The sequence below is a fragment of the Streptomyces sp. NPDC088746 genome (assembly GCF_044751065.1).
Taxonomy (GTDB): Bacteria; Actinomycetota; Actinomycetes; order Streptomycetales; family Streptomycetaceae; genus Streptomyces.
The window spans coordinates 303,084-327,560 of the sequence record NZ_JBIVLA010000008.1; the positions used below are offsets into that span (position 1 = coordinate 303,084).

Consider the following 24,477-nt stretch of genomic DNA (forward strand, 5'->3'; position numbering starts at 1 on the left):
ACAGGGCGCACCGCACAACAAAAAGTTGCCACACCGCTTCCGGCGAGCTTGAATCCTGGGCCATGGCCGACTTGAGGACGCGTCAACTTCCGAACGGTCTCCGGATCGTCGCCCAGCGAATACCAGGCGTATCGGGTGCGGGAATATCCGTGAACTACCGTGTGGGTTTCCGCAGCGAACCCCCTATGCGAAGCGGTTTCGCGCATCTCTTCGAACACATGATGTTCCAGGGGTCACGGAACATTCCGCGCGGAGAACATTTCGCGCGTATCCAGGCCTCGGGCGGCACGGTCAACGGGCACACGTTTCCCGACCACACCGACTACTACCAGGTGGTGCCCGGCCCCATGCTCGGCCAGGTGCTGTCCATGGAGGCGGACCGCATGACGCACCTGCGGATCGACCGGGACAACCTCGACACCCAACGCGACGTCGTCAAGCAGGAGATCGCGCTCCAGGTCGACGGGAAACCGTACGGCGGCTTCCCCTGGACCGTCCTCCCGCAAGCCCTCTACAGCCTCTGGCACAACGCGCACAACGGATACGGCGAACCCGTCGACCTCGACACCGCGACCGTGGAGGACTGCCGGTCCTTCTACGACGCCCACTACGGTCCGGGCAACGCCGTGCTCGCCCTGTGCGCGGACACCGACGCCGAGGGCCTACTCGACGCCGCCACCACACACTTCGAAACTCTTCCGGCCCGCCCCCTGCCACCCCCCGTACCACTGGAGGAACCACTGCGCGGACCGCAGCACCTCACCCGGTGGGACAGGCTGGCGCCCCGACCCGCCCTGGCACTGGGCCACCGCATGCCGCCGGCCGGTGCGGAGCTGAGGGAGTACGCCGCCCACCTGGTCCTCTCCCAGGTCCTCACCGGTGGCACGACCGGGCGCCTGAAGCAGCGTCTGGGCGCGCAGGGAGCGCGCAGCGACTCGAGCGTCGGATTCTTCGGTCCGCTCATGGCCACCGACCCGGACACCTTCGTCCTCGTCGTCCACCGGCCCGACACCCTCTCCCCCTCGGCGACCCTCGACGTCGTACGTGACGAACTGCGGGCCGTCGCCGGCGGCCTGGCACCCGCTGCCCTCAGCCACGCCGTCCACTCCGTGCGGCGCGGCCTCTATCAGGCCATGGACTCCCTGGCCCACCGAACCCGTGCCCTGGCGCGCGGCGAACTCCTCTTCGCCCGCCCGCTGATCCTCGACGACCTGGCCCGGGCGCTCACCGCCGTGACCGTCGACGACGTGCACCGGGCCGCCGCCCACCTCGCCGAGGAGGACGGCAGCGCCGTCGTCGACCTGCTGCCCGGTACCGCCCCCCTGGAGGCCGCGGCATGACACCGCCCACCGGACTCGCCCTGCCGCCCGTCGACATCGTCGGCACCCACCACAGCAACGGTGCCGACCTGGTTCTCTCACCGCTGCGCACCGTGCCCCTGCTCCAGGCACACCTGGCCGTCGAGGCCCCCCTGCGCACCGCCGCGGAGACGGCCGCCCTGGACGTCCTCGCCGCAACCGTTCCCGCCCTGGACGCCTGCACCGCCTTCGAGGCCGTCGGCGGGCAGGTCGCCGTCACCCGCCGGCAGCAGTGGCTCATGGTCTCGCTGACCTGTGTCAGCGGACAGGCCGGCCCGCTCGCCGACGCCCTGGCCGCCGTCGTCTCCCTCCACGCCTCGGACCACATGGTCGACCAGGCCCGCGCCAAGGCCGCCCAGCAGGCGACGCTCGTCTCCTCCGTGCCGGCGGTCGACTCCGCACGACAGCTGTGGGAGGCCTACTACGGCCACATCCCGCTGTACGCCGAGCCGACCGCCCCCGCCCAGCACGTCGAGCAGGTCACCACCGACGACGTCCGGCGGGCCCACCGCGCCCTGCGCCCCGACCGGTCCCACCTCGTCGTCGTCGGAGACCTCGACCCCCGGACCCTCCTCACCCGCCTGGAGAACGCCCTCGCGGACTGGCGGCCCGCCTCACCCCGGCAGGACGGGACGGCGACCGCCGTCGCACCGGCCCGGGACCGGGGGCCGCATCTGCGGCACCGGCCGGGTTGGTCCCAGACCCACCTGCGGTACGCCGCCCCCTGCACCACCCGCCAGGACCTGCCCCGCTTCGCTGCCGCCCAGGTCGCCTCGCTCCTGCTGGGCGGCAACTTCTCGTCCCGCATCAACACCGAACTCCGCGAACGCCACGGACTCGCCTACCGCACCTCCGCCGCCCTGACCGACCACCTCGACAGCGACGTCATCGTCGTCGAGGCCGACGTGTCCCCCGGCAACGCGGCCCGCGCCCGGCGCCACCTCGACGCCGTGCTCGAGGACTTCGCCGAGAACGGCCCCACCGACGACGAGCTCCGGACAGCGGTCCGCCACACCGTCGGCAAGTACACCCTCGGCCTGGGCGAGCAGACGACACGAGCGGCCTGCCTGATGTCCTACCTCACCTCCGGACTCGGTCCCTCGGGCGTCACCGGCATCCCCCAAGCGATCGCCGCCCTCACCCGGGACGACGTCCGCGACATCGCCCACAGATGGCACCCCACCGGGATGCACCGCCTCCTGTGCGGCGACCTGACCGCCGACCCAGGCATCGCCGACCCCTCCTGACCGCAGCCCGGACACCCACGCCTCACCCGGGCGCGGCCGGCCCTCGAAGGAAGCACCATGCCCACGACCAGCGTCATCTACTCAGCCATGCCCACCGAACTCGGCAGCGTCGTCTCCTACGCCCGCCTCGCCGAACAGACCTCGGGAAACCGTCTGTGGTGCGGCCAGACCCTGACCATGGAGAGCCACCACCTCTTCGCCGCACTGAGCACCCTCGGCCTGGACCTCTCCTACGGCACCGCCGTCTCGGTCATGCCCATGCGCCACCCGCTCACCGCGGCCCTGAACGCCCGCTCGATCGCCGCACTCTCCCAGCGCCCCTTCGTCGCGGGCATAGGCCCCGGCGCGGCGGTACTCCAGGAACGCCTCCTCGGCGCGCCCTACCGCCGGCCGGTGCACACCACGCGCTCGTACGCCACGATGCTGCGGACCCTGGCCAACAACGGCACCGCCGAAGCACCCGACGGCCCATGGGAGACCACCGGCATCACCCTGCCCACCCTGGGGACGCCCCCCGTCGAAGTGGGCATCGGCGTCCTGCGGGAGTCCATGGCCCGCCTGGCCGGCGAGGTCGCCGACTGGGCCATCACCTGGCTCACCCCCGCACCGTGGATAGCCCGGCACATCGCACCCGCCCTGCGCGAGGGCCACCGGCGCTCCGCCGACCCCTCCCGCCCGCTCCCGAGAATCGCCGCGGTCGTCCAGTGCGCCGTCGCCCGGCCGGGGCGCGACCTCGTCCACATCGCACGGCGCGCCGCCGGGACCCACCTGAGCGCCCCTCACTACACCGACATGCTGCGGCAGGCGGGCGTCCCCGCGCACGCCGACGACCCCGACACCGGCGCGCGCCTGCTCGTCGAACACGGGGTCCTCGCCCACGGCACCCCCCAGGAGATCGCCACGCAACTCGCCGCCTACCACGCGGCAGGCGTCGACGAAGTCGTCGTCAACGTCGGCGGTGTCCACCTGGCCGAAGGAGCCGGCGCCGCACTCGGCGACCTGAGCGCCATCCTCGACGCCGTAGAGGAGCGGGAGCAGCAGCGATGACCTTCACTCCGCAGCCCTTCGTCCCCGACACACCCCCGCCGCTGCACGCCGAACGCCTGCTCTACGTCGCCACCGGTGGGGTACAGACCATGTTCATGCCCATGTGGCTGCGATGGCTGCACAACAGCTACCCCCACATGGACATCCGTTGCGTCATGACCCACTCCGCCCGCCGCTTCGCCGGCGTCACCGCGGTCGCCGCCGCCAACGACGGCCGGCCACCGATGATCGACAACTGGCCCGAGGAACCCCACACCGCACTGCACGTCGAGCTCGCCGCCTGGCCCGACGCGATCCTCGTCCACCCCGCGACCCTCCACTTCACCGCCCGCCTGGCCCTGGGACTCGCCGACACACCCACCCTCCTGGCCCTGCAGTGCACCCAGGCCCCGATCGTCGTCTGCCCCGCCCTGCCCCCCGGCGGGCACCTCAACCCCGCCTACCGACAGCACGTCGAAGCACTGTCCCTGCGCGACAACATCAGCGTCCTGCCGCCCATCAGCGGCATCAGCATGTCCACCGGCGAGGAAGGCCTGGGCACGGCGGCTCTGCTGCCGCACGCGGTGGCCGCCCTGGAGGACCTCCGCTCCTGGCAGCAGGAGGCAGCCGCATGACCGCACCCGCACCGGCCGGCAGCGTCGTCATCGACGAGTCCGGCACCGGGAACCAGATCACCCGCGTCCTGCGGACACCGGAAGGCCATCTTCTCTGGCAGCGCGGCCCCGGACGCGACAACCCCGACCCCTACCCGCCGCTCCCCGACGCCCTCCTCCCTCAGCTGGCCGCACTCGACACACCCGCACTCCGCTTCGTACCCCCGGTCCACGCGACCCCCACCCTCCACACCTGGCGTGTGCACGGCCGCCACAGCTTCGCCGCCCTCATGACACCCGCCCAGGCCGACAGCGACGGCCATCTCGACCAGCTGATCACCACCCTCGGCAAGCAACTGCGCCGGCTCCACACCAGCCCGGCACCACCCGCCGGCGACGGCGAACTCCCCCGCACCCCGCACAGCCACCTCCGGCTGCACCGCTACCTCACCACCGGACGCGGCCCCCGCGCCGCCACCGCCTTCCACTACCGCCTGCGCACCCGGCTCGGGCCCACGCGCTTCAGCCGGCTCCAGGAGGCCACCGCCCACCTGTGCACCGCCCCCGACCCGCACGACGCCGTGACCCTGCACGGATGGTGCTCCCTGGGCAGCCTCGTCGTGGCGGACCCACCGCGCGAGCAGCCCTCCTCCGGCCCCCGCCCGGCCGCCCACATGCTCACCGGCAGCGAGGCGTACACCGGCCGCCGCGAATCCGATCTCTCCTGCCTCCTGGGCGAGCTCACCGAATACACGGCCGCGGCCCGCGGCGCCGGGCTCGACTGGCCCCTGCCCGACCGGCTGCGCACGAGCTTCCTCAGCGCGTACGGCGACGGCTTCGACCCCTCGGTCCTCGCCGCCGGCTGCACCGTCCGCATCGCCACCCACGCCCTGGCCGTCGCCGCCTACCACGGCTGGAACGACCAGCTCCACGGCTACGTACCCATGCTCGCGGAGCTCCTCGACAACGACGGCCTCCCCGCATCCACCAGCGGCTGAACCGACCCACCGAACCCAACCCGCAGAGGGGACAGCCATGCCACGAGTACCTGTGCTGCCGGCCGAGGAGAAAGCACGCATCGTCCTGGACCTGCTCTCAGGACACACCACGCTGTCGCAGGCAGCTCTGCAGGCCGGGGTGTCCACACAGTCCATATCCGTGTGGCGCCGCCAGTTCATCGAAGCCGGCCACACCGGACTCCAGCCACCCGCGCAGAGATCGGACGCCGCCCGCCGTGAACGTCAGCTCCTCGGCGAGATCAAAGGGCTGAAGGCCGCCCTGGGCGAAGCCCACCTCGCCCTGCGCGCCACCGCCCCACGCCGCATGTACAGCCTCCGCTGACGACATCCCTCCACCGAACACCGCACCCGGGAGAGCCATGTTCCGCAGACCACCTCCTTCACCCGACCGACCCGAGACCACCCTTCGGCTGCGCCGCGAACTGCTGGCCCACCCGGGCCCGTTGGCGGCCGCCGTACTGCTCGCCCTGATCGCCACGGCAGCCGGCCTCTCCGTGCCGCTCCTGGTCAAGGACATCATCACCCGCTTTGCCACCGACCGGTCGCTGACCACACCCATCACCTGGATGTGCGTCGCGGCGGTGGTCGGCGCGGGAGCTCAGGCGGCCTCCGGGTTCCTGCTGGCCCGCATCGGCGAGCAGATGATCTACCGCATCCGCACCCGCGTCATGGACCACGCCCTGCGCCTGCCCATGACCCGTATGCGCACCGAAGGCGTCGGCAACCTCACCACCCGCATCACGTCGGACGCACTCCTGATGCGTCAGGTCGTCGACGTCGGCGCGCAGCTCCCCCTGTCCGCGCTCACCGTCCTGTTCACCCTCGGTGTCATGGCCTGGCTCGACTGGGTCCTCACGCTGGTGACCGTCGCCTCCCTCGCGATCGTCACCGTCGTCCTCACCATGATCATCAGCCGGGTCAAGGACAACGTCGCCGGACAGCAGAACGCCATCGGCCGCATCGCCCAGCGTTTCTCCGCCAGCCTGGAATCGCTGACCACCATCAAGGCCTACCGAGCCGAACGCCTGGCCATGCGCGGGCTCTCCGACGACGCCGACGAACTGCGCGCCGTCTCGGTCCAGGGCGCGAAACTCCTCACCGCCATCCCGGCGGTGACCGCCCTCGGCAACCAGTTCGCCATGATCGCCGTGATCCTCACGGGAGGCGCCCGCATGGCCGCGGGCGACCTCGGCATCGCCGACTTCGCCGCCTTCATCCTCTACATCCTCCAGGCCATCCCGCCGGCCACCGCACTCACCCAGGGATTCGGCCGCCTCCAGGCGGGCTTCGCCGCCCGCGACCGCTGCAACGAACTCCTGGCCCTGCCCCAGGAAGCGGACGCCACTCGCGGCCTTCCCGAACCCGAGCCCACCCCCGGCCAGGACGCCGTCACCCTGCACGACGTCACCTACACCCACCCCGGCGCCACCGCCCCGGCCCTGCGCACCGTGTCCCTCACCACCCCACGGCGGGGCCTGACCGCGATCGTCGGCGCCTCGGGCGCCGGGAAGACCACCGCGCTCTCACTGATCGACCGGTTCGACACCCCGGACGAAGGCCACATCACCGTCCTCGGACATCCCCTCGACCGCTGGCCGCTCGACGCCCTCCGCTCACGCATCAGTTACGTCGACCAGAGCTTCACCCTGCTGGAAGCAACGGCCCGGGAAAACCTCCAGCTCGGCCGCACCACCCCGATCAGCGACGACGACATGCAGCGAGCCCTGGAGTCGGTCGGACTCCGTGACGAGTTGGCGCGCCTGCCGCAGGGGCTGGACACACCGCTGGGACGGGCCGTCAATCTCTCCGGCGGCCAGCGGCAACGCATGGCCCTGGCCCGGGCCCTGCTGTCCCAGGCCGAGATCGTCCTGCTCGACGAACCCACCAGCCAGCTCGACGGCATCAACGAGCAGCGATTCCGCGCCGTCGTCGACGACCTCGCCGAGGAACGCGGCGTGATCGTCGTCGCCCACCGGCTCTCCACCGTCCAGCACGCCGGTCACGTCGTCATGATGGACGAGGGACGGGTCCTGGACGCCGGCCCGCACCACACCCTCATGGAACGCTGCGAGCCCTACCGCGCACTCGTGAACTCCCAGATCATCGCGGGCGAGCGCGGGGCCCCCGCGCGCGACACCGTGCCCGCGGCCGCGTGAACACCCGGGCCGCCCGGCCCCGTACCGGCACACCCGGTACCCGCCCACCCCGTATCGGCACACCGTCAGGAGGAGACGCCATGGAAACCGCTCCCACGAAAGCACTCGCGTACGCCGCGCTGGCCCTGGGCGCCACCACGGCCCTGCTCGCCAACCGGCTCACCGATCACCGCGCGCACCGGGCGCGGCTCCTGGTCCGCACGATCGCCACCTTCAGCCGCCCCGCCTGACACACCCGCCCGGGTGCGGGGCAGTTGACCGCTCCGCACCCGGGCGCAGAACCGACACCCCTGCCACAGCGGCCGGTTGTCGTCCCCATACCTCCGGAGGAGCAGCATGTACGCCCCGGGTAGCCACAGGATCACTCCAGGGTCCGATGCCCTGCCCCCGCTCCGCCGCCTAACGTCCCTGGCATGACACTGAGACTCCGCAGACGAACGGCCGTCGCCGCCCTGTCGGCCACGCTCCTGCTGGCCACGCCCGTCGCCACCGCCCAGGCCTTACCTGGGCCGGCAACGGCCGCGACCGCCGCCGACACCACGCTCGAACTGCCCCGCCCCACCGGCCGGTACGCCGTCGGCACCGAGGTGCTGCACCTCACCGACCACGCCCGTACCGACCCCTGGGTGCCCGAGGCCGGGGACCGCGAACTGATGGTCTCCCTGTACTACCCCGCCCGCCCCGGCCGTCCGGGTGACACCGCTCCGTACATGACCGTCGGGGAAGCCCGGATGGTGCTGGCGAACACCGGGCTGGAAGACACCGTGCCACCGTCGGCGTTGAGCGCGCTGGGCACCCACGCCCGCACCGGTGCCCGGACAGCCCCTGGGCGCTTTCCCCTGGTGCTGCTTTCCCCCGGATTCGGCAACCCCCGGGCGACGATGACCTCGCTCGCGGAGGACCTGGCGAGCCGCGGTTACGTGGTGGCGAGTGTCGACCATGCCCACGAGGCATTCGGGACCGAACTGCCCGACGGCCGGGTACTGACCTGCGTGGCCTGCGAGAAGATGGAGTCCGCGCCGTCCGACGAAGCCCGGGAGGAGCTGGGCAGGCTCGTCTCCACCGGACGGGCCGCCGACCTCTCCTTCGTGCTGGACCGGCTGACCGGCCACCGCCCCGCCTGGAAGAGCTCCCGCATGATCGACCCGGGCCGGGTCGCCGTGGCCGGCCACTCCATCGGGGGCAGCGCGGCCGCCTCCGCGATGCTCGACGACCCGCGCTTCGACGCGGGGATCAACATGGACGGCACGTTCCAGGAACGCGTCCCCGCGTCCGGTATCGGCGAGCGCCCCTTCATGATGCTGGGCACCGCGTCCTTCCACTCCCCCGGCGGCGAGGACGAGTCCTGGGACGAGGGCTATGAGCGGCTGGACGGCTGGAAGCGCTGGATCGGCGTCGAGGGCTCCGGCCACTCCAGCTTCACGGACGTACCCGTCCTGGAGGACCGGATGGGCCTGACGCTGGACCCCACGGTCACCCTCTCCACCGACCGCCAGGTCCGGATCACCCGCGACTACGTCGGCGCCTTCCTCGACCAGCACCTGCGTGGCCGGCACCAGCGCCTGCTGGACGGCCCCACCCCCGGCAACCCCGAGGTCGTCTTCCAGAGCCCCTGACGACCCCCGCCGCACACAGGAGCGCCCCCGGACACAGAGGTCCGGGGGCGCTCGGGCGAGTGCGGGTCACGCCGTGACGGGAACGCCCTTCGGCTCCACGTCGTGCACCTCGGGCTCCTCGACCGGGGAGGCCGACGCCGAGTTGTACGCGTCGTGGTCGAGGATCTTCTCGCGGGCCGCGACGATCACCGGGACCAGAGCCTGTCCCGCCACGTTCGTGGCGGTGCGCATCATGTCCAGGATCGGGTCGATGGCGAGGAGCAGGCCCACGCCCTCCAGCGGGAGGCCCAGCGTCGACAGGGTGAGGGTCAGCATGACCGTGGCACCGGTGAGACCGGCGGTGGCCGCCGAGCCGATGACCGAGACGAACGCGATCAGGATGTAGTCACCGATGCCCAGCTGGACGTCGAAGATCTGCGCGATGAAGATCGCCGCCAGCGCCGGGTAGATCGCGGCGCAGCCGTCCATCTTGGTCGTGGCACCGAACGGCACGGCGAAGGAGGCGTACTCCTTCGGGACGCCGAGGCGCTCCGTGACCTGCTGGGTGACCGGCATGGTGCCGACCGAGGAGCGGGAGACGAAGGCCAGCTGGATCGCCGGCCAGGCGCCCTTGAAGAACTGCAGCGGGCTGACCTTGGCGACCGTGGCGAGCAGCAGCGGGTAGACGCCGAACATCACCAGGGCGCAGCCGATGTAGACGTCCGCGGTGAAGGTGGCGTACTTGCCGATCAGGTCCCAGCCGTAGTCGGCGATGGCGTAGCCGATGAGGCCGACGGTGCCGATCGGGGCGAGGCGGATGACCCACCACAGGGCCTTCTGGAGGAGCTCCAGGATCGACTCGCTGAGGGAGAGGATCGGCTTGGCCTTCTCGCCGAGCTGGAGCGCGGCGATACCGGCGACGGCGGCCATGAAGACGATCTGGAGCACGTTCAGCTCGGTGAACGGCGTGATGACGTCCGTCGGGATGATGCCGGTGAGGAAGTCCAGCCAGGAGCCCGCGCTCTCGGGCTTGGCGCCGTCCTTCGGGGTGAGGCCGGTACCGGAGCCCGGGTTGGTGATCAGACCGATCGCGAGGCCGATGGCGACCGCGATCAGCGACGTGATCATGAACCAGAGCAGGGTGCGGGTGGCCAGCCTGGCGGCGTTGTTGACCTTGCGCAGGTTGGTGATCGACACCAGGATCGCGAAGAAGACGAGGGGCGCGACGGCCAGCTTCAGCAGCTGGACGAAGATGTGGCCGACCTGGTCGAGCGTGGTGTAGAGCCAGCCGATCTCGTAGCTGCGGGTGATCCAGCCGAGCAGGACACCGAGGACGAGACCGGCGACTATCTGTATCCAGAACGGGATTCTGGGCAGGCGGAAGCCGGAGCCGGACGGCTTGCCGGCTTCGGTCTCGGCGGTGGGCGCGGGATTCGCGGACACGGACACACTCCAGATGTGACGCATCGGGACGTACGAGGGACAGACGTACGGTCGTGCGGTCGAACAGGGGGACGGGGGTGCGGCGCCCGCGTCAGGGGCGGCGCCGCTGCATGATGCCGGTTCAGACGTTGCGGCAACAGACCGCGGACATACAGCGGCAGAGATCGACGTGCAGGCGCGCCACGAGCGGGACGCTCAGAGCGTGATGGGTGCGCACTGCGGTAATCATGTCGAATACGTTAACACTGCAACTTTGAGAACCTCAAAGGTACGCTTCTTGATCATCTTGGGGGCGCGCTCGCCCGGGCACGCGGAAGCCCCGGCACGGGAGCGGCTGCTCCGGTCCGGGGCTTCGTCTGTACGTGCGTGCGGTGTGAGGAACCTTACGCGGCGCCTACCGGGCGATGCTGTCCTCGCGCGTGCGGTTCGCCTCGAGCCTGGCCTTGGTCCGGTCGACCGTCGAGATGAGCTGCTCGGACATCTCGTCGCGCTGCTTGCGCAGCAGGATGAAGCTCAGGGGGGCGGAGAGCAGCAGGCCGAGGAGGATGACCCAGACGACGTTGGAGCCGCCGACACCGGAGGGGAGCACACCGAAGTGGACCGCCACGCCGGCGACGAAGAAGCAGCCGACGAAAATCAGCAGGCGCATGGCGGTGTACCGGATCGTTGCGCTCGGCTTGGCAGCGGACACGGCTGGCCTTCTCTCTACGTCCGACGTTCCTGCGGTCGTGCAGTCTGGAATCCTGCCCGACCAGTGAAGCATGCCCCGAATTCGATCAGTTCGCAGGGTTGCCCGGTGTCGTGGAATCCGCCTGGCGGAAGAGCGGGAGCAGCATGATGACGTCGTCGCGGTAGTCGTCCTCGGCGACCCGGATGGCGTTCGGGACCCGGCCCACCTCCTTGTATCCGCAGGACTCGTAGAAGCGGTCGGCACCGGTCCCGCCCCGGCAGGTGAGGCGGATGGCGTCGATGCCGTCGAGCGCCAGGGCGGCGTCGGCCGTGGCCGCCATCAGCGCGCGCCCGAAGCCCTTGCCCTGGTGGCGCGGGTGGACCATCACGGTGTACGCGCCGATCCAGTGCCGCATGAGCCGGTGGGTGTTGTGGGTGAGGAAGGCGGTGGCGGCCACCGTGCCGTCCTCGTCGCGTCCGACGACCAGATGGGTACGGCCCTCGGCCATCCCGGCGAGGTGCTTGACCAGCTCCGGCCGGACCTCCTCGTCGGTGACGGGCGGCACGAAGCCGACGGCTCCGCCGGCGTTGCTGACGTCGGCCCAGAGCGCGGCGATGCCGTCCCGCAGGGCCCGGTCGAATGCGGGATCCACTTCAAATGTAAGCGCCATATGAGCAGATTAACTATTACCAGAAGCCTTCTTCAACCGGCGTCCACCACGCGAGAAAGCCCCGGCCGGGGGACGGCAGGCCGGGACTTTCAGTACAGCGGGAGGCCCGCTACGGGCGCGGGGCGTCGGGCGGGCGCGAGGCCTCAGACGCGCATCGGCTGCGGCGTCTCGCGCCGGCCTGCCTCCGGACCCGGGTACTCGCGCAGGATCTCGTACCGGGTGTTGCGCTCCACGGGCCGGAAGCCCGCGTCCCGGATGAGGTCCAGCAGGTCCTCGCGGCCGAGCTTGTTCGGCGTGCCGTAGTCGTCCGCGTCGTGCGTGATCTTGTACTCGACGACCGAGCCGTCCATGTCGTCAGCACCGTGCTGGAGTGCGAGCTGCGCGGTCTGCACGCCGTGCATGACCCAGAAGACCTTGACGTGCGGGACGTTGTCGAAGAGCAGCCGCGAGACCGCGAAGGTCTTGAGCGCCTCGGCGCCGGTCGCCATCGACGTCCGCGCCTGGAGGGTGTTGCGGACCTTGCCGTCCTTCATGTCCACGAAGTCGTGCTGGTAGCGCAGCGGGATGAAGACCTGGAAGCCGCCGGTCTCGTCCTGCATCTCCCGCAGCCGCAGCACGTGGTCGACGCGGTGACGGGGCTCCTCGATGTGCCCGTACAGCATCGTCGCGGGGGTCTTGAGACCCTTCTCGTGCGCGAGACGGTGGATGCGCGACCAGTCCTCCCAGTGGGTGTTGTGGTCGACGATGTGCTGGCGGACCTCCCAGTCGAAGATCTCGGCGCCGCCGCCGGTCAGCGACTCCAGACCGGCCTCGATCAGCTCGTCGAGGATCTCGGAGGCCGAGAGCCCCGAGATCGTCTCGAAGTGGTGGATCTCCGTCGCCGTGAACGCCTTGAGCGCCACCTCCGGCAGGGCTTCCTTGAGCGCGCTGAGCGAGCGCGGGTAGTAGCGCCACGGCAGGGTGGGGTGCAGCCCGTTGACGATGTGCAGCTCGGTGAGGTTCTCGCCCTGCATCGCCTTGGCGAGGCGGACGGCCTCCTCGATGCGCATCGTGTACGCGTCCTTCTCGCCCGGCTTGCGCTGGAACGAGCAGTACGCGCAGGACGCGGTGCACACGTTGGTCATGTTGAGGTGACGGTTGACGTTGAAGTGGACGACGTCGCCGTTCTTCCTCGTACGCACCTCGTGGGCCAGCCCGCCGAGCCACGCCAGGTCGTCGGACTCGTAGAGCGCGATCCCGTCCTCGCGGGTCAGCCGCTCGCCGGCCCGGACCTTCTGCTCCAGCTCGCGCTTGAGTCCCGCGTCCACTAGGGCGCCTCCCATGTCTCTCTGTAGCCGTTCCGGCAGCCCACGGTACTCCCCCGCCCTCCGGGCGGAGGCACCCCCGTCACCGCTCGGCGTCACTCCTCCTCGGGGAGCTCCCCGACCCGGTTCTCCCACTTGGTGGAGAGCACGACCGTCGTACGGGTCCGGGAGACCCCCCTGGTGCCGCTGAGCCGCCGGATGGTCTTCTCCAGGCCGTCCACGTCGCCGACCCGCACCTTGAGCATGAACGAGTCGTCGCCCGCGATGAACCAGCAGTCCTCGATCTCGGCGAGGTCCTTCAGCCGGTGCGCGACGTCCTCGTGGTCGGCGGCGTCGGAGAGGGAGATGCCGATCAGGGCGGTGACGCCGAGCCCGAGCGACGCGGCGTCGACGGTCGCGCGGTATCCGGTGATGACACCGGCGGTTTCCAGCCGGTTGATGCGGTCGGTGACGCTGGGCCCGGAGAGCCCGACGAGCCGTCCCAGCTCGGCGTACGAGGCCCTGCCGTTCTCTCTGAGGGCCTGGATGAGCTGCCTGTCCACCGCGTCCATGTGACTGAAACCTTCCATTGTTCAGCAGTACCGCGAGCTTACGTGTAGAATCTAAGGCACAACAGGGTCAGTCCCTGCAAATCTTTCTCAGTATCCAAGAAATGCTTTCGAATCTTCAGGAGTGAACTTCACCGTGTACTCGATCGAGATGGCCTACGCCCGGATGCGCGAGCTGCAGGACCTGGCCAACCGCTCGCGTGCCCACCAGCCCGCCGCCGCCCACCGCGTCGACCGCGCCCGCGCCCCGCGCATCGGCAGGAAGAAGCGCTGACCCCACCGGTTCAGCTCCGGGAGGCGCCACCGAGCTCCCCCTCCCACCGGCGGTACAGCTGGTGCGGCACCCCCGCCGCGTCCAGCACCCGCCCGGCGACGAAGTCCACCAGGTCCTGGATGTGCGTCGCCCCCGCGTAGAACGCCGGAGAGGCGGGCAGCACCACGGCGCCCGCCTCGTCGAGCGCGACCATCTGCTTGAGCGTCTGACCGCTGAGCGGCGTCTCGCGCACCGCCACGACCAGCTTCCGCCGCTCCTTGAGCGTCACGCTCGCGGCCCGCTGGAGCAGGTCCTTCGAGAGCCCGAGCGCCACTCCCGCCACACACGCCGTCGACGCCGGGACGATCAGCATCCCCTTCGCCGGATACGAACCCGAGGACGGCCCTGCCGCCAGATCGCCGGCCGCCCAGTGGCGTACGCCGTCGATGCCGGGCCGGAAGGTTTCCGGCTTCCCGTCCGCGCCACGCGCCAGCCAGCTCCGCAGGTCCTCCTGCCAGTGGGCGTCACGGAAGGCGATCCCCGTCTCGTCCAGGAGCGTCAGCCGCGAGGCACGGCTGACCACCAGATCGACGCTCTCCCCGGCCGCCAGCAGTCCGCGCAGCACCGAGGCCGCGAACGGCGTGCCCGATGCGCCCGATACCCCGACAATCCAAGGCCTGCGCTCCTGCTGACTCATCGAAGTCCCGGCTGTCACACCGCCGAGCCTATCCGGCACCCCGTCCCAGGAACTGAGCCAGGGGCTCCGGACGTTGCAACGGATGAGGGAACAGCCATGGACAGGGGGTGACCATGACGGGAACACGCACCACCGCCACCGCGCGGGCCGTCACGGCCGGCGCGGTCATGCCGCCTGGGTCGCGCTGCTGTGGCTGCTGGAAGGCATCGACATGGCGACGGGCCATTCCCTCGACAGCTACGGCGTCAGCCCGCGCGAACCCGCCGAGCTGGCCGACGTCGTCCCGTCCGCGTTCCTCCACAGCGGCTGGGAGCACGTGGCGTCCAACAGCGTCCCGCTGCTGGTGCTCGGCTTCATCGCCGCGCTCGGCGGGATACGCAGGTTCGCCGCCGTGGTGCTCGTCGTGATCGTGACGGCCGGCGTCGGCGTCTGGCTCACCGCGCCCGCGAACACGGTGACGCTCGGCGCGTCCGGCGTGGTCTTCGGCCTCTTCGGCTATCTCCTGGTCCGCGGTTTCGTGGACCGGCGCCCGCTGGACATCGTCGTCGGCGTGATCATCGCCGCGGTCTACGGCTCCCTGCTCTGGGGCGTGCTGCCGACGGATTCCGGCATCAGCTGGCAGGGCCACCTCTTCGGCCTCATAGGCGGGGTGGCGTCGGCGTTCTTCTTCCGCCGCCCCCGCCGCCCGCAGGAGCCCAAGGGCTACATCACGGTATGAGGGTCAGGGCGTGAGGCCCCGCACCAGCAGATCGAGCAGCGCACACGCGAAGAGCGCGATCCCGATGAAGCCGTTGACCGAGAAGAAGGCCCGGTTCAGCCGTGACAGGTCGTGCGGCCGCACGACCCGGTGCTCGTACACGAAGGCCACGGCGACGACCACCATGCCGATCCAGTAGAAGATCTCCGCGTCCGTGGCCAGTCCGAACCACACCAGCAGCCCGGTCGTCACCACATGGCAGACCCGGGCGCCCCAGAGGGCGGCCGGGATCCCGAAGCGTGCGGGGAAGGAGAGCACTCCGTGGGCCCGGTCCGCCTGCACGTCCTGGCAGGCGAAGATCAGGTCGAAGCCGCCGATCCAGATGCCGACGGCGAGCCCGAGAATCACCGCGTCCCACGACCAGCTCCCGGTCACCGCCAGCCAGGCGCCGATCGGCCCCATGGCCTGGGCGATCCCCAGGATCGCGTGCGGGAAGTTCGTGAACCGCTTGCCGTACGGATAGACGACCATCGGCACGACGGCGACCGGGGCGAGCGCCAGACAGAGGGGGTTCAGCAGGGCGGCGGCGCCCAGGAAGACGACGACGGCCACGATCGCGCCGGTCCACGCGGACCTCACCGTGACGGCGCCGGTCACCAGCTCCCGGCCCTCCGTGCGCGGATTACGGGCGTCGATCTCCCGGTCGATGATCCGGTTGGCGGCCATCGCGAACGTGCGCAGCCCGACCATCGCGACGGTCACGAGCAGCAGCGTGCCCCAGTGGAACGTGCCGTCCAGCTGGAACATCGCGGTCAGCGCGGCGATGTAGGCGAAGGGCAGCGCGAAGACCGAGTGCTCGATCATCACCAGCCGCAGGAACGCGCGGGGCTTGCTGCGGGGCTGCGGCACAGCGGCGGCTGAGGCACTCACAGTCCGTACTCCTTCCATCGGCGGTCGACCTTCGCCGCCGTATCCGGGTCGGACTCGACCATGGCCGGCCAGCCGCCGTCCCGGGTGTAGCCCTCCTCGGGCCATTTCCTCGTCGCGTCGATGCCGGCCTTACCGCCCCAGAACTGCTGGTAGGAGGCGTGGTCGAGATGGTCGACCGGGCCCTCGACGACGGTGAGGTCGCGGGCGTAGTCGGTGTTGCCCAGCGCCCGCCAGGAGACCTCGTGCAGGTCGTGGACGTCGCAGTCGGAGTCCACGACCACGATCAGCTTGGTCAGCGACATCATGTGGGCGCCCCAGACGGCGCTCATCACCTTCTGGGCGTGCTTCGGGTACTTCTTGTCGATCGAGACGATCGCGCAGTTGTGGAAGCCGCCCGACTCCGGCAGGTGGTAGTCCACGATGTCCGGGACGATGATCTTGAGCAGGGGCAGGAAGAACCGCTCGGTGGCCCGGCCCAGCGGACCGTCCTCGGTGGGCGGCCTGCCCACGACGATGGACTGCAGCAGCGGGCGCTTCCGCATCGTCACGCAGTCGATCTTCAGCGCGGGGAAGGGCTCCTGGGGTGTGTAGAAGCCCGTGTGGTCGCCGAAGGGCCCCTCGGGCAGCATCTCGCCCGGCTCCAGCCACCCCTCGATGACGACCTCGGCCTGCGCCGGGACCTGGAGCGGCACGGTCTTGCAGTCGACCATCTCGATCCGCTTGCCCTGGACGAAGCCGGCGAAGAGGTACTCGTCGATGTCCCCGGGCAGCGGTGCCGTGGAGGCGTACGTGACCGCGGGGGGCGCACCGAACGCGATGGCGACGGGCAGCTTCTCGCCGCGCCTGGCTGCGACCTGGTAGTGGTTGCGGCTGTCCTTGTGGATCTGCCAGTGCATCCCGATGGTGCGCTTGTCGTGGCGCTGCAGCCGGTAGAGCCCGAGGTTGCGGATCCCCGTCTCGGGGTCCTTGGTGTGGGTGAGGCCGAGGTTGAAGAACGAGCCGCCGTCCTCGGGCCAGGTGAAGAGCGCGGGCAGCTGCTCCAGGTCCACGTCGTCGCCGGTGAGGACGACCTCCTGGACGGGGGCGCTGTCGGACTTCACCTTCTTCGGCGGCAGGTGGGTCACCGCACCGAGCTTCCCGAAGGCCTCGCGGATCCCGACGAAGCCCTGCGGCAGTTCCGGTTTGAGGAGTCCGCCGATCTTGTCGCTGATCTCGGCGTAGGACTTCAGCCCGAGCGCCTTGAGCAGCCGCCGGTCGGTCCCGAAGACGTTCATGGCCAGGGGCATGGACGCCCCCTTGACGTTCTCGAACAGCAGCGCGGGCCCGCCCGCCTTGTTCACCCGGTCGACGATCTCGCCGACCTCCAGATACGGGTCGACCTCGGCCTTGATGCGCTTGAGATCGCCCTCGCGCTCCAGAGCCCGGAGCAGGGAGCGAAGATCGTCGTAAGCCATACGGTCAAGTATCGGACACCCGCTACCCTGGGCCCGTCACCGGGGGCGGTCCGTGCGCCTCCCCACCTCACCTCGGGGGACCTCCACCATGCTCAGGGCCTTGATCTATCTCCTGCCGCTGGCACTGACGATCTACGCGTTCATCGACTGCCTGAACACCCCGGAGGACGAGGCCAAGCACCTGCCGAAGATCGCCTGGGTCTTCATCATCCTGCTGTTCTGGATCGTCGGACCGATCGTCTGGCTGGCCGCGGGCAAAACGCGCCACGCGCCCGCGGGGGGCCGTACTCCCTCCGAATGGCACCGCGGCCGCCGCACGACGTGGGTGGCGCCCGACGACAACCCGGACTTCCTCAATTCGCTGAGGGACGAGAAGGCGCTGAAGGACGAGGCCAGGAGCGACGAAGTCAGGAGCGACGAGGCGCGCCTCGACGAGCGGGAGGCCGACCTGCGCCGCCGCGAGGAGGACCTGAAGCGCCGTGAGGGCGGCGCCGGCCCCGACGACTCGGCTCCGCCCGCCACCTCATGAGCCCTGTCCTCACGGGTTCATGAGGTCGTGAGGTCAGGAGGACAGGAGCCGCCCCAGCCGGTCGAGCAGGGGCAGCAGGGCCGTGCGCTCCTCGGGGGTGAGTGCCTCCAGCGCGCCGTGCACCACGCGCATCTCGGCGCGGATGCGGTGCGCCAGCTCGGTGCCCTCCGCCGTGCGGGAGGCCACCTTGGAGCGGCGGTCACCCGGCGCGGGGGTGCGCGTCACCAGGCCGCGGGCCTCCATACGGCCGATCAGACCGGTCGCGTTGGACGCGTCGCACACCAGATGACTGGCCAGCGCGCTCATGGGCATGGGTTCGTTGAGGGCGATCAGCGCCCGGGCCTGCGAGGTGCTGAGACCGTGGCGGCCGGCGACGGCGGTGAGGTCGTCGTGGTGGCCACGGACGACGACTGCGAGAGGTTCGAGCAGTTCGTCCGGAGTAGGGACGGCGCGGGGTGCCGGTTCCGTCGTCATGGTCGGTCATCCTTCGATCGGTGCGCGTGGTCCGGAGGCCCGGACGCTGTCCGCCACGCACCCGCATTCATTTGACATGCTCAACTTTGACCCGTTACATGAAGGGTATTGCTTGAGCATATCAAGCTTCATGTTCCACGCGCCTCGCGTCTCGTAGGGAGCACCCCATGTCCTCCGTACTCTTCGTCCTCACCGGTGCCGACCACTGGACACTCAACGACGGCACCGCCCACCCCACCGGCTTCTGGGCGGAGGAACTCGCCGCCCCCCACCGCGTCTTCTCCCAGGCCGGCTTCGACATCACCATCGCCACCCCCGGCGGGGTCGCCCCCACCGTGGACAGCGTCAGCCTCACCGCCGAGTACAACGGCGGCCAGGACCAGGCCGACGCCGTGGCCTCGTACCTCGCCGCCATCGACGAGACGCTCCGCATCCCCGCCCGGCTCGAGGACGTCGTGCCCACGTCGTACGACGTCGTCTTCTACCCCGGCGGCCACGGCCCCATGGAGGACCTGGCCGTCGACGAGACGTCGGGCCGGCTGCTCACCTCCGCCCTGGACTCCGGCACCCAGGTCGCCGTCCTGTGCCACGCCCCCGCGGCCCTGCTCCCCGCGCGCCGCGAGGACGGCAGCTGGCCGTTCGCCGGCTACCGCATGACCGGCTTCAGCAACGCCGAGGAGACCCAGGCCGGCCTGGCCGACAAGGCACCCTGGCTGCTGGAGGACCGCCTCGTCGAGCTCGGCGCCGACTACACCGCCGCCGACGCGTGGTCGGTGCACACCGTGCACGACCGCAACCTGCACACCGGCCAGAACCCGGCCTCCTCCGAGCAGCTGGCCCGCGAGATCCTGGCGGCCCTGTGAGCGCCGCCGAGGCCGTGCGGGAGACCCCGGCCGATGTCGTGGCCCGGCTCCGTGGAGCCTTCCGTACCGGCCGCACCAGGGACCTCGCCTGGCGCACGGACCAACTGACGCGCCTGCGCGCCCTGCTCACCGAGCGGGGTGACGACCTGGCCGAGGCGCTTCACGCCGACCTCGGCAAGAGCCGCAAGGAGGCATACCGGACCGAGATCGACTTCACGGTCCGCGAGATCGACCACACCCTGGAGCGCCTGGCCGGCTGGCTGGAGCCCGAGCCCGCCCCCGTACCGGCCGTCCTCGCCGGGGCCACCGCCCACACCGTGCAGGACCCGCTCGGCGTCGTCCTCGTCATCGCGCCCTGGAACTACCCGGTGCAGCTGCTGCTCGCACCTGTCGCCGGCGCGCTGGCCGCGGGCAACACCGTCGTGGCGAAGCCCAGCGAGCTGGCGCCCGCCACCTCCGCCGCCCTCGCCCGGCTGCTGCCGGAGTATCTGGACGCCGACACGCTCGCCGTGGTGGAGGGCGGGGTCCCGGAGACCACCGCGCTGCTCGCCGAGCGTTTCGACCACATCTTCTACACGGGCAACGGCACGGTCGGCCGCATCGTGATGGCCGCCGCGGCGAAGCACCTCACGCCGGTGACGCTCGAACTGGGCGGCAAGTCACCCGCGTTCGTCGACCGCGGCACGGACCTGAAGACGGTGGCCGCCCGGCTGGTCTCCGGGAAGTTCCTCAACACGGGTCAGACGTGCGTCGCCCCCGACTACGTCCTGACGGACCCGGAGACCGCGCCCGCCCTCACGGAAGCGCTCGCGGCGGCGGTGGAGGAGCGGTTCGGCCCGGACGCCTCGCTCTCCCCGGAGTACGGCAGGATCGTCAACGAGCGTCACTTCGACCGGCTGGTGGGCCTCCTGGACTCCGGCCGTACGGTGACGGGCGGCGCACACGACCGGGACACGAAGTACATCGCCCCGACCGTGCTGGCCGATGTCGCCCCGGACTCCCCCGTGATGCGGGAGGAGATCTTCGGCCCGGTCCTGCCGGTCCTCACCGTGGACGGCCTCGACGCGGCCGTCGACTTCATCAACGCCCGGGACAAGCCCCTCGCGCTGTACGCGTTCACGGAGTCCCCCGCCGTACGGGAACGGCTGCTGGCCGAGACGTCCTCGGGCGGGGTCGGCATCGGCCTGCCGCTGGCCCATCTGACCGTGTCGGACCTGCCGTTCGGCGGGGTCGGCGAGAGCGGCATGGGCAATTACCACGGCCGGTACTCCCTGGAGACCTTCAGCCACCGCAAGGCGGTCCTGGACACGCCGCTGGGCTGAGGCCCGTACATGCCGCAAGGGCGCGACCGCTTCGGTGCGGTCGCGCCCTCGCGGCATGTGCCGGTCAGACTCCGGCGTAGGAGTGCTTGCCGGTGACGAAGATGTTCACGCCGTAGTAGTTGAAGAGCCAGCAGCCGAAGGCGACGAGCGCCAGGTAGGCGGCCTTGCGGCCCTTCCAGCCGGCCGTCGCGCGGGCGTGCAGGTAGGCGGCGTACGCGACCCAGGTGATGAAGGACCAGACCTCCTTGGGGTCCCAGCCCCAGTAGCGGCCCCAGGCGTCGCCCGCCCAGATCGCGCCCGCGATGATCGTGAACGTCCACAGCGGGAAGACGGCCGCGTTGATGCGGTACGAGAAGGTGTCCAGGGTCTTCGCGGCGGGGAGCCGCTCCAGGACGGAGGACGCGAACTTCCCGGGCGTGCCGCCGTTGGCGATCTTGTTCTCGTAGCTGTCACGGAACAGGTAGAGCAGCGTGCCGACCGCGCCCAGGTAGAAGACGGCACCGCAGATGATGGCGGTGGAGACGTGGATCCACAGCCAGTAGGAGTGCAGCGCGGGGACCAGCTGGTCGCTGTCGGTGTACAGCGTGGTGGTCGCGATGCCCAGGTCCAGCAGGACCGTGGTGACCAGCAGCAGGCCGATCCAGCGGACGTTCTTCCTCAGTGCGAGCAGGATCAGGTACGCGCCGACCGCCACGGTGGAGAAGGTGATCGAGAACTCGTACATGTTGCCCCAGGGGGCCCGCTGCACCGACAGGGCGCGTGCGACGACTCCACCCGCCTGGACGGCGAAGGCGACGACGGTCAGGGAGACCGCGATCCGCCCCCACAGGTCGCCCTTGAAGGTGCCGCCCGCGGCGCCGGGGCCGTCCGGGACGTCACGGGTCCCCGCGGCCGAGCGCGTGACGACCTTGGGACGTTCCAGTACGGCGGTGGAGCCGCCCTTCTGCGCGACCTGCACCTTCACCGTGGAACCGTCGGTGGCCGACCCCGTCAGCGCGGCGGCCGTGCGGCCCACCTTGCTGCGGCTGCCGAACACCCACTCCGCGATGTGCGCGAAGAAGGCCAGGGTGTAGACGGCCATCGAGGAATAGATCAGCGTGTTGCTGATGTTCGCCAGATTCTCGTTGGTTGCGGCGGCGAGATTCACTTCTCAGCCCCTTCGGCAGGTTCTTCGGAAGGTTGTTCGGTCTCGGGTTCGGGTTCGGACGCGGTGGGCGCCACGGTGTTGAGCGCGACCGCGAGATCGGCCAGCTCCTCGGGCAGCTTCGCGGACTCGCTGCGGCCCAGGCCGGCCATCTCGACGACGGTGACCCCGTCCGGTCCCTTCACGGCCCGCACCCAGACGCGGCGGCGCTGGATGAAGAGCGAACCGGCGAGCCCCATGATGGCGGCGACGGCGCCGGTGAGCGCCCAGCCGCTGGCGGGCTGGCGCGAGATCTGGAAGCTGGCCCACTCCTCGACGCTCTCGAAGGTGACCGAACCCGCGCCGTCGGGGAGCTTCATGGTCTCGCCGGGACGCAGTCGCTTCTTGAGCTTGTCCCCGTTGCTGTCCTTGAATTCCTTCATCTTGGACGTGTCGAGCTGGTAGACGTTCTGCGGCAGTCCGGAGTCGACGCCGAGGCTGCCGTAGTAGCCGTTGAGCGCGAGGACCGGGTAGTCGAGTCCGGGGTACTGGGAGAACATCGTGCCCTGGCCGTCGCCCGCGAACGTCGGTACGAAGAAGGCCTGGAAGCCCAGCTGGGTCTTCTTGCCGTCGGTCCCCTTGTAGCCGTCCATCACCTTGACCGCGCCGGTCGAGGTGACGTTGTTGTCGATGGGCAGCAGGGGCACGGCGGACCTGTAGACCTCCTTGCCCTTGCCGTCCTTGACGGAGATGACCGGGGCGTAGCCGTGGGCGTTCAGGTAGACCTTCGTGCCGTCGACGACGAGCGGCTTGTTGACCTCGATGACCTTCTTCTTCGGCTCACCGTCGGCGCCCTCGGCGTACGTCACGCGGGCCTCGTAGGTCCTGGGCGTACCGCGCTGCGGGCCGCTCCGCTCGTACGTGCCGACGAAGTCCTCCAGGTCGAAGCTGAAGGGGGTGAGGTCGTCGGTGTCGAAGAGCGAGCCCGACTTGAAGTCGTCGTACTGGGTGATCGTGTTGGCGAAGCCGTCACCCTCCACGATCAGCTTGCCGCCCTCGGACTTGAAGAGCTGGCCGCCAGCGAACGCGACGAGCATGACGATCAGCGCGATGTGGAAGAGCAGGTTCCCGGTCTCGCGGAGGTAGCCCTTCTCCGCGGCCACCGCGTCGCCCACCGTGTGCGAGCGGAAGCGCCGCTTGCGCAGGATGCCGAGGGCGGCCTCGCGGACCTGCTCGGGTTCGGCGTCGGTGCGCCAGGTGGTGTACGCGGGCAGCCGGGTCAGCTTCCTCGGGGCGCCGGGCGGGCGGCCGCGCAGCTGGCCGATGAACTGGCCGGTGCGCGGGACGATGCAGCCGATCAGGGAGACGAACAGCAGGATGTAGATCGCGGAGAACCACACCGAGCTGTAGACGTCGAAGAACTGGAGCTTCTCGTAGATCGGCGTGACGGTGGTGTGGGCCTCCTTGAAGGTCTGCACCTTCAGTTCGTCCACGCTGTTCTGCGGGATCAGTGAGCCGGGGATCGCGCCGAGCGACAGCAGGAAGAGCAGGATCAGCGCGACCCGCATCGAGGTGAGCTGGCGCCAGAACCATCGGGCCCAGCCGATGACGCCCATCGCGGGCACGGAGGAGGCGGACTCTTCGCGCGGGGCGGTGGAGAGCTGTTCCCCGGCCTCGCCGAGGTCGCGCTCGTCCGTGGTGTTCGTGTTGCTCATGGACTCAGATCCCCACAGTGAAGCCGTTGGACCAGACCTGCATCTCCTGGATGAGCACGTCCCACGCGCCCGTCAGCAGGAGTACTCCGGTCACGATCATCATGCCGCCGCCGATCCGCATGACCCACGCGTAGTGGCGCTTGACCCAGCCGAACGCGCCGAGCGCCCGGCGGAAGGCGACCGCGGCCAGGACGAAGGGGACGCCGAGTCCGAGACAGTACGCCACGGACAGGACCGCCCCCCGGCCGGCCGTCGCCTGCTCGAACGCGAGCGCGTTGACGGAGGCGAGCGTCGGGCCGAGGCAGGGCGTCCAGCCGATCCCGAAGAGGGCGCCGAGCAGCGGTGCTCCCACCAGGCCGGTCACCGGCCGCTTGTGGATGCGGAACTCGCGCTGCGTCATCCAGGGCATGAGGCCCATGAAGAAGATCCCCATGAGGATCATCAGTACGCCGAGGACCTTGGAGAGCGTCCCGCTGTACTCCTGGAGCGTCTGGCCGAAGAAGCCGAAGAGCGCGCCGCCGGACACGAACACGACGGTGAAGCCGAGCACGAAGAGCGAGGCCCCGGCGACGGTCCTGCCGCGCCGCCGCTCGGCCAGGTCGGCGCCGCTGACCCCGGTGACGTAGCTGAGGTAGCCGGGCACGAGCGGCAGGACGCACGGCGAGAAGAAGGAGACGAGACCGCCGAGCAGGGCGATGGGCAGCGCCACTACGAGGGCCCCGCTGAGGACCGTCTCGTTTCCGCCGGTGACCGCGGCCAGTTCGAGCACC

General features: G+C 70.3%; 25 protein-coding genes and 1 pseudogene. 14 read left to right on the top strand and 12 right to left on the bottom strand.

Going from position 1 to position 24,477, the window contains the following annotated elements; translation table 11 throughout:
- Nucleotides 1-62: 62 nt before the first annotated feature.
- The 9 genes from ACIP63_RS31005 to ACIP63_RS31045 all read left to right on the top strand — a co-directional run bounded on the left by ACIP63_RS31005 (nt 63) and on the right by ACIP63_RS31045 (nt 9,036).
- Nucleotides 63-1,340 carry a M16 family metallopeptidase gene (locus tag ACIP63_RS31005; protein WP_401522243.1) on the top strand — a complete coding sequence of 426 codons (1,278 nt, stop codon included), beginning with the start codon at nt 63-65 and terminating at the stop codon, nt 1,338-1,340.
- Nucleotides 1,337-2,605, top strand: coding sequence for a M16 family metallopeptidase (locus ACIP63_RS31010; RefSeq protein WP_401522246.1), 1,269 nt, complete (start codon nt 1,337-1,339; stop codon nt 2,603-2,605). The genes ACIP63_RS31005 and ACIP63_RS31010 overlap by 4 nt, the downstream gene beginning before the upstream one ends.
- Nucleotides 2,606-2,662: 57 nt before the next feature.
- Nucleotides 2,663-3,652, top strand: a complete 990-nt coding sequence (locus tag ACIP63_RS31015) for an LLM class flavin-dependent oxidoreductase (RefSeq protein ID WP_401522249.1) — start codon at nt 2,663-2,665, stop codon at nt 3,650-3,652.
- Nucleotides 3,649-4,266: a flavoprotein gene (locus ACIP63_RS31020; RefSeq protein ID WP_401522252.1), complete on the top strand. Its 618-nt coding sequence runs from the start codon at nt 3,649-3,651 to the stop codon at nt 4,264-4,266. Before ACIP63_RS31015 ends, ACIP63_RS31020 begins: the two co-directional genes overlap by 4 nt.
- Complete coding sequence (locus tag ACIP63_RS31025) at nt 4,263-5,243, top strand: hypothetical protein (RefSeq protein ID WP_401522255.1); 981 nt, start codon at nt 4,263-4,265, stop codon at nt 5,241-5,243. Before ACIP63_RS31020 ends, ACIP63_RS31025 begins: the two co-directional genes overlap by 4 nt.
- A 37-nt stretch (nt 5,244-5,280) precedes the next feature.
- Complete coding sequence (locus tag ACIP63_RS31030; protein ID WP_401522258.1) at nt 5,281-5,586, top strand: transposase; 306 nt, start codon at nt 5,281-5,283, stop codon at nt 5,584-5,586.
- A 37-nt stretch (nt 5,587-5,623) separates the two neighbouring features.
- On the top strand, nt 5,624-7,420 hold the full coding sequence (locus tag ACIP63_RS31035; RefSeq protein WP_401522261.1) for an ABC transporter ATP-binding protein: 1,797 nt from the start codon (nt 5,624-5,626) through the stop codon (nt 7,418-7,420).
- Between the two features lie 80 nt (nt 7,421-7,500).
- Nucleotides 7,501-7,650: a hypothetical protein gene (locus ACIP63_RS31040; RefSeq protein WP_401522263.1), complete on the top strand. Its 150-nt coding sequence runs from the start codon at nt 7,501-7,503 to the stop codon at nt 7,648-7,650.
- A 183-nt stretch (nt 7,651-7,833) separates the two neighbouring features.
- Nucleotides 7,834-9,036 (top strand): alpha/beta hydrolase family protein, encoded by a 1,203-nt coding sequence (locus tag ACIP63_RS31045; protein ID WP_401522266.1) that lies wholly within the window; start codon nt 7,834-7,836, stop codon nt 9,034-9,036.
- 66 nt (nt 9,037-9,102) lie between these two features.
- Here ACIP63_RS31045 and ACIP63_RS31050 read toward each other — a convergent pair whose 3' ends face one another.
- The 5 genes from ACIP63_RS31050 to ACIP63_RS31070 all read right to left on the bottom strand — a co-directional run bounded on the left by ACIP63_RS31050 (nt 9,103) and on the right by ACIP63_RS31070 (nt 13,653).
- Nucleotides 9,103-10,458: a dicarboxylate/amino acid:cation symporter gene (locus ACIP63_RS31050; protein WP_401522269.1), complete on the bottom strand. Its 1,356-nt coding sequence runs from the start codon at nt 10,456-10,458 to the stop codon at nt 9,103-9,105.
- Nucleotides 10,459-10,852: 394 nt separating this feature from the next.
- A complete protein-coding gene (locus ACIP63_RS31055) occupies nt 10,853-11,149 on the bottom strand; it encodes a DUF4229 domain-containing protein (protein WP_401522272.1) in 297 nt (98 codons plus the stop codon).
- 85 nt (nt 11,150-11,234) lie between these two features.
- Nucleotides 11,235-11,798 (bottom strand): GNAT family N-acetyltransferase, encoded by a 564-nt coding sequence (locus tag ACIP63_RS31060; RefSeq protein ID WP_401522275.1) that lies wholly within the window; start codon nt 11,796-11,798, stop codon nt 11,235-11,237.
- A 143-nt stretch (nt 11,799-11,941) separates the two neighbouring features.
- Nucleotides 11,942-13,105, bottom strand: coding sequence for an aminofutalosine synthase MqnE (gene mqnE, locus ACIP63_RS31065; protein ID WP_401522490.1), 1,164 nt, complete (start codon nt 13,103-13,105; stop codon nt 11,942-11,944).
- Nucleotides 13,106-13,197: 92 nt separating this feature from the next.
- On the bottom strand, nt 13,198-13,653 hold the full coding sequence (locus tag ACIP63_RS31070; protein WP_104786757.1) for an Lrp/AsnC family transcriptional regulator: 456 nt from the start codon (nt 13,651-13,653) through the stop codon (nt 13,198-13,200).
- A 121-nt stretch (nt 13,654-13,774) separates the two neighbouring features.
- Here ACIP63_RS31070 and ACIP63_RS31075 point away from each other — a divergent pair, with 121 nt between their 5' ends.
- Complete coding sequence (locus ACIP63_RS31075) at nt 13,775-13,924, top strand: hypothetical protein (protein WP_393758489.1); 150 nt, start codon at nt 13,775-13,777, stop codon at nt 13,922-13,924.
- 10 nt (nt 13,925-13,934) lie between these two features.
- Here the strand turns inward: ACIP63_RS31075 and ACIP63_RS31080 are convergent, their stop codons facing one another.
- The gene (locus ACIP63_RS31080; RefSeq protein WP_401522493.1) at nt 13,935-14,600 is read right to left on the bottom strand and encodes a UbiX family flavin prenyltransferase; all 666 of its coding nucleotides are present in this window, start codon (nt 14,598-14,600) and stop codon (nt 13,935-13,937) included.
- A 113-nt stretch (nt 14,601-14,713) separates the two neighbouring features.
- Here ACIP63_RS31080 and ACIP63_RS31085 point away from each other — a divergent pair.
- Nucleotides 14,714-15,318 (top strand): annotated as a pseudogene (locus tag ACIP63_RS31085) (rhomboid family intramembrane serine protease).
- A gap of 3 nt (nt 15,319-15,321) precedes the next feature.
- Here ACIP63_RS31085 and mqnP read toward each other — a convergent pair.
- Together mqnP and ACIP63_RS31095 are read right to left on the bottom strand one after the other, a co-directional pair.
- Nucleotides 15,322-16,245, bottom strand: coding sequence for a menaquinone biosynthesis prenyltransferase MqnP (gene mqnP / locus ACIP63_RS31090; protein ID WP_401522280.1), 924 nt, complete (start codon nt 16,243-16,245; stop codon nt 15,322-15,324).
- Nucleotides 16,224-17,681 carry a menaquinone biosynthesis decarboxylase gene (locus ACIP63_RS31095; RefSeq protein ID WP_401522283.1) on the bottom strand — a complete coding sequence of 486 codons (1,458 nt, stop codon included), beginning with the start codon at nt 17,679-17,681 and terminating at the stop codon, nt 16,224-16,226. Before ACIP63_RS31095 ends, mqnP begins: the two co-directional genes overlap by 22 nt.
- Before the next feature lie 88 nt (nt 17,682-17,769).
- Between ACIP63_RS31095 and ACIP63_RS31100 the strand changes: the two genes are divergently transcribed.
- Nucleotides 17,770-18,210, top strand: coding sequence for a PLD nuclease N-terminal domain-containing protein (locus ACIP63_RS31100; protein ID WP_401522285.1), 441 nt, complete (start codon nt 17,770-17,772; stop codon nt 18,208-18,210).
- Between the two features lie 33 nt (nt 18,211-18,243).
- On the opposite strand, the gene ACIP63_RS31105 is transcribed toward ACIP63_RS31100, so the two are convergent.
- Complete coding sequence (locus ACIP63_RS31105; protein ID WP_033301617.1) at nt 18,244-18,684, bottom strand: MarR family winged helix-turn-helix transcriptional regulator; 441 nt, start codon at nt 18,682-18,684, stop codon at nt 18,244-18,246.
- Nucleotides 18,685-18,851: 167 nt separating this feature from the next.
- On the opposite strand from ACIP63_RS31105, the gene ACIP63_RS31110 reads away from it, so the two are divergent.
- Both ACIP63_RS31110 and ACIP63_RS31115 read left to right on the top strand, forming a co-directional pair.
- Nucleotides 18,852-19,547 (top strand): type 1 glutamine amidotransferase domain-containing protein, encoded by a 696-nt coding sequence (locus tag ACIP63_RS31110; protein ID WP_401522289.1) that lies wholly within the window; start codon nt 18,852-18,854, stop codon nt 19,545-19,547.
- The gene (locus ACIP63_RS31115; RefSeq protein ID WP_401522292.1) at nt 19,544-20,869 is read left to right on the top strand and encodes an aldehyde dehydrogenase family protein; all 1,326 of its coding nucleotides are present in this window, start codon (nt 19,544-19,546) and stop codon (nt 20,867-20,869) included. The genes ACIP63_RS31110 and ACIP63_RS31115 overlap by 4 nt, the downstream gene beginning before the upstream one ends.
- Before the next feature lie 64 nt (nt 20,870-20,933).
- On the opposite strand, the gene ccsB is transcribed toward ACIP63_RS31115, so the two are convergent.
- Genes ccsB through ACIP63_RS31130 form a run of 3 tightly spaced genes read right to left on the bottom strand, consistent with a single transcriptional unit; the run spans nt 20,934 to nt 24,476 of the window.
- Nucleotides 20,934-22,016 carry a c-type cytochrome biogenesis protein CcsB gene (ccsB, locus tag ACIP63_RS31120; protein ID WP_401522295.1) on the bottom strand — a complete coding sequence of 361 codons (1,083 nt, stop codon included), beginning with the start codon at nt 22,014-22,016 and terminating at the stop codon, nt 20,934-20,936.
- Nucleotides 22,013-23,707, bottom strand: a complete 1,695-nt coding sequence (locus ACIP63_RS31125) for a cytochrome c biogenesis protein ResB (protein ID WP_401522298.1) — start codon at nt 23,705-23,707, stop codon at nt 22,013-22,015. Before ACIP63_RS31125 ends, ccsB begins: the two co-directional genes overlap by 4 nt.
- Before the next feature lie 4 nt (nt 23,708-23,711).
- Nucleotides 23,712-24,476, bottom strand: a complete 765-nt coding sequence (locus ACIP63_RS31130; protein WP_401522496.1) for a cytochrome c biogenesis CcdA family protein — start codon at nt 24,474-24,476, stop codon at nt 23,712-23,714.
- Nucleotide 24,477 lies beyond the last annotated feature (1 nt).

Coding starts and splice junctions, on each gene's coding strand:
- ACIP63_RS31005 (WP_401522243.1), top strand. CDS start 63: ATGGCCGACTTGAGGACGCGTCAACTTCCGAACGGTCTCCGGATCGTC.
- ACIP63_RS31110 (WP_401522289.1), top strand. CDS start 18,852: ATGTCCTCCGTACTCTTCGTCCTCACCGGTGCCGACCACTGGACACTC.
- ACIP63_RS31015 (WP_401522249.1), top strand. CDS start 2,663: ATGCCCACGACCAGCGTCATCTACTCAGCCATGCCCACCGAACTCGGC.
- ACIP63_RS31080 (WP_401522493.1), bottom strand. CDS start 14,600: ATGAGTCAGCAGGAGCGCAGGCCTTGGATTGTCGGGGTATCGGGCGCA.
- ACIP63_RS31035 (WP_401522261.1), top strand. CDS start 5,624: ATGTTCCGCAGACCACCTCCTTCACCCGACCGACCCGAGACCACCCTT.
- ACIP63_RS31095 (WP_401522283.1), bottom strand. CDS start 17,681: ATGGCTTACGACGATCTTCGCTCCCTGCTCCGGGCTCTGGAGCGCGAG.
- ACIP63_RS31045 (WP_401522266.1), top strand. CDS start 7,834: ATGACACTGAGACTCCGCAGACGAACGGCCGTCGCCGCCCTGTCGGCC.
- ACIP63_RS31025 (WP_401522255.1), top strand. CDS start 4,263: ATGACCGCACCCGCACCGGCCGGCAGCGTCGTCATCGACGAGTCCGGC.
- ACIP63_RS31020 (WP_401522252.1), top strand. CDS start 3,649: ATGACCTTCACTCCGCAGCCCTTCGTCCCCGACACACCCCCGCCGCTG.
- ACIP63_RS31060 (WP_401522275.1), bottom strand. CDS start 11,798: ATGGCGCTTACATTTGAAGTGGATCCCGCATTCGACCGGGCCCTGCGG.
- ACIP63_RS31105 (WP_033301617.1), bottom strand. CDS start 18,684: ATGACGACGGAACCGGCACCCCGCGCCGTCCCTACTCCGGACGAACTG.
- ACIP63_RS31010 (WP_401522246.1), top strand. CDS start 1,337: ATGACACCGCCCACCGGACTCGCCCTGCCGCCCGTCGACATCGTCGGC.
- ACIP63_RS31030 (WP_401522258.1), top strand. CDS start 5,281: ATGCCACGAGTACCTGTGCTGCCGGCCGAGGAGAAAGCACGCATCGTC.
- ACIP63_RS31125 (WP_401522298.1), bottom strand. CDS start 23,707: ATGAGCAACACGAACACCACGGACGAGCGCGACCTCGGCGAGGCCGGG.
- mqnP (WP_401522280.1), bottom strand. CDS start 16,245: ATGGAAGGAGTACGGACTGTGAGTGCCTCAGCCGCCGCTGTGCCGCAG.
- ACIP63_RS31040 (WP_401522263.1), top strand. CDS start 7,501: ATGGAAACCGCTCCCACGAAAGCACTCGCGTACGCCGCGCTGGCCCTG.
- ACIP63_RS31100 (WP_401522285.1), top strand. CDS start 17,770: ATGCTCAGGGCCTTGATCTATCTCCTGCCGCTGGCACTGACGATCTAC.
- ACIP63_RS31070 (WP_104786757.1), bottom strand. CDS start 13,653: ATGGACGCGGTGGACAGGCAGCTCATCCAGGCCCTCAGAGAGAACGGC.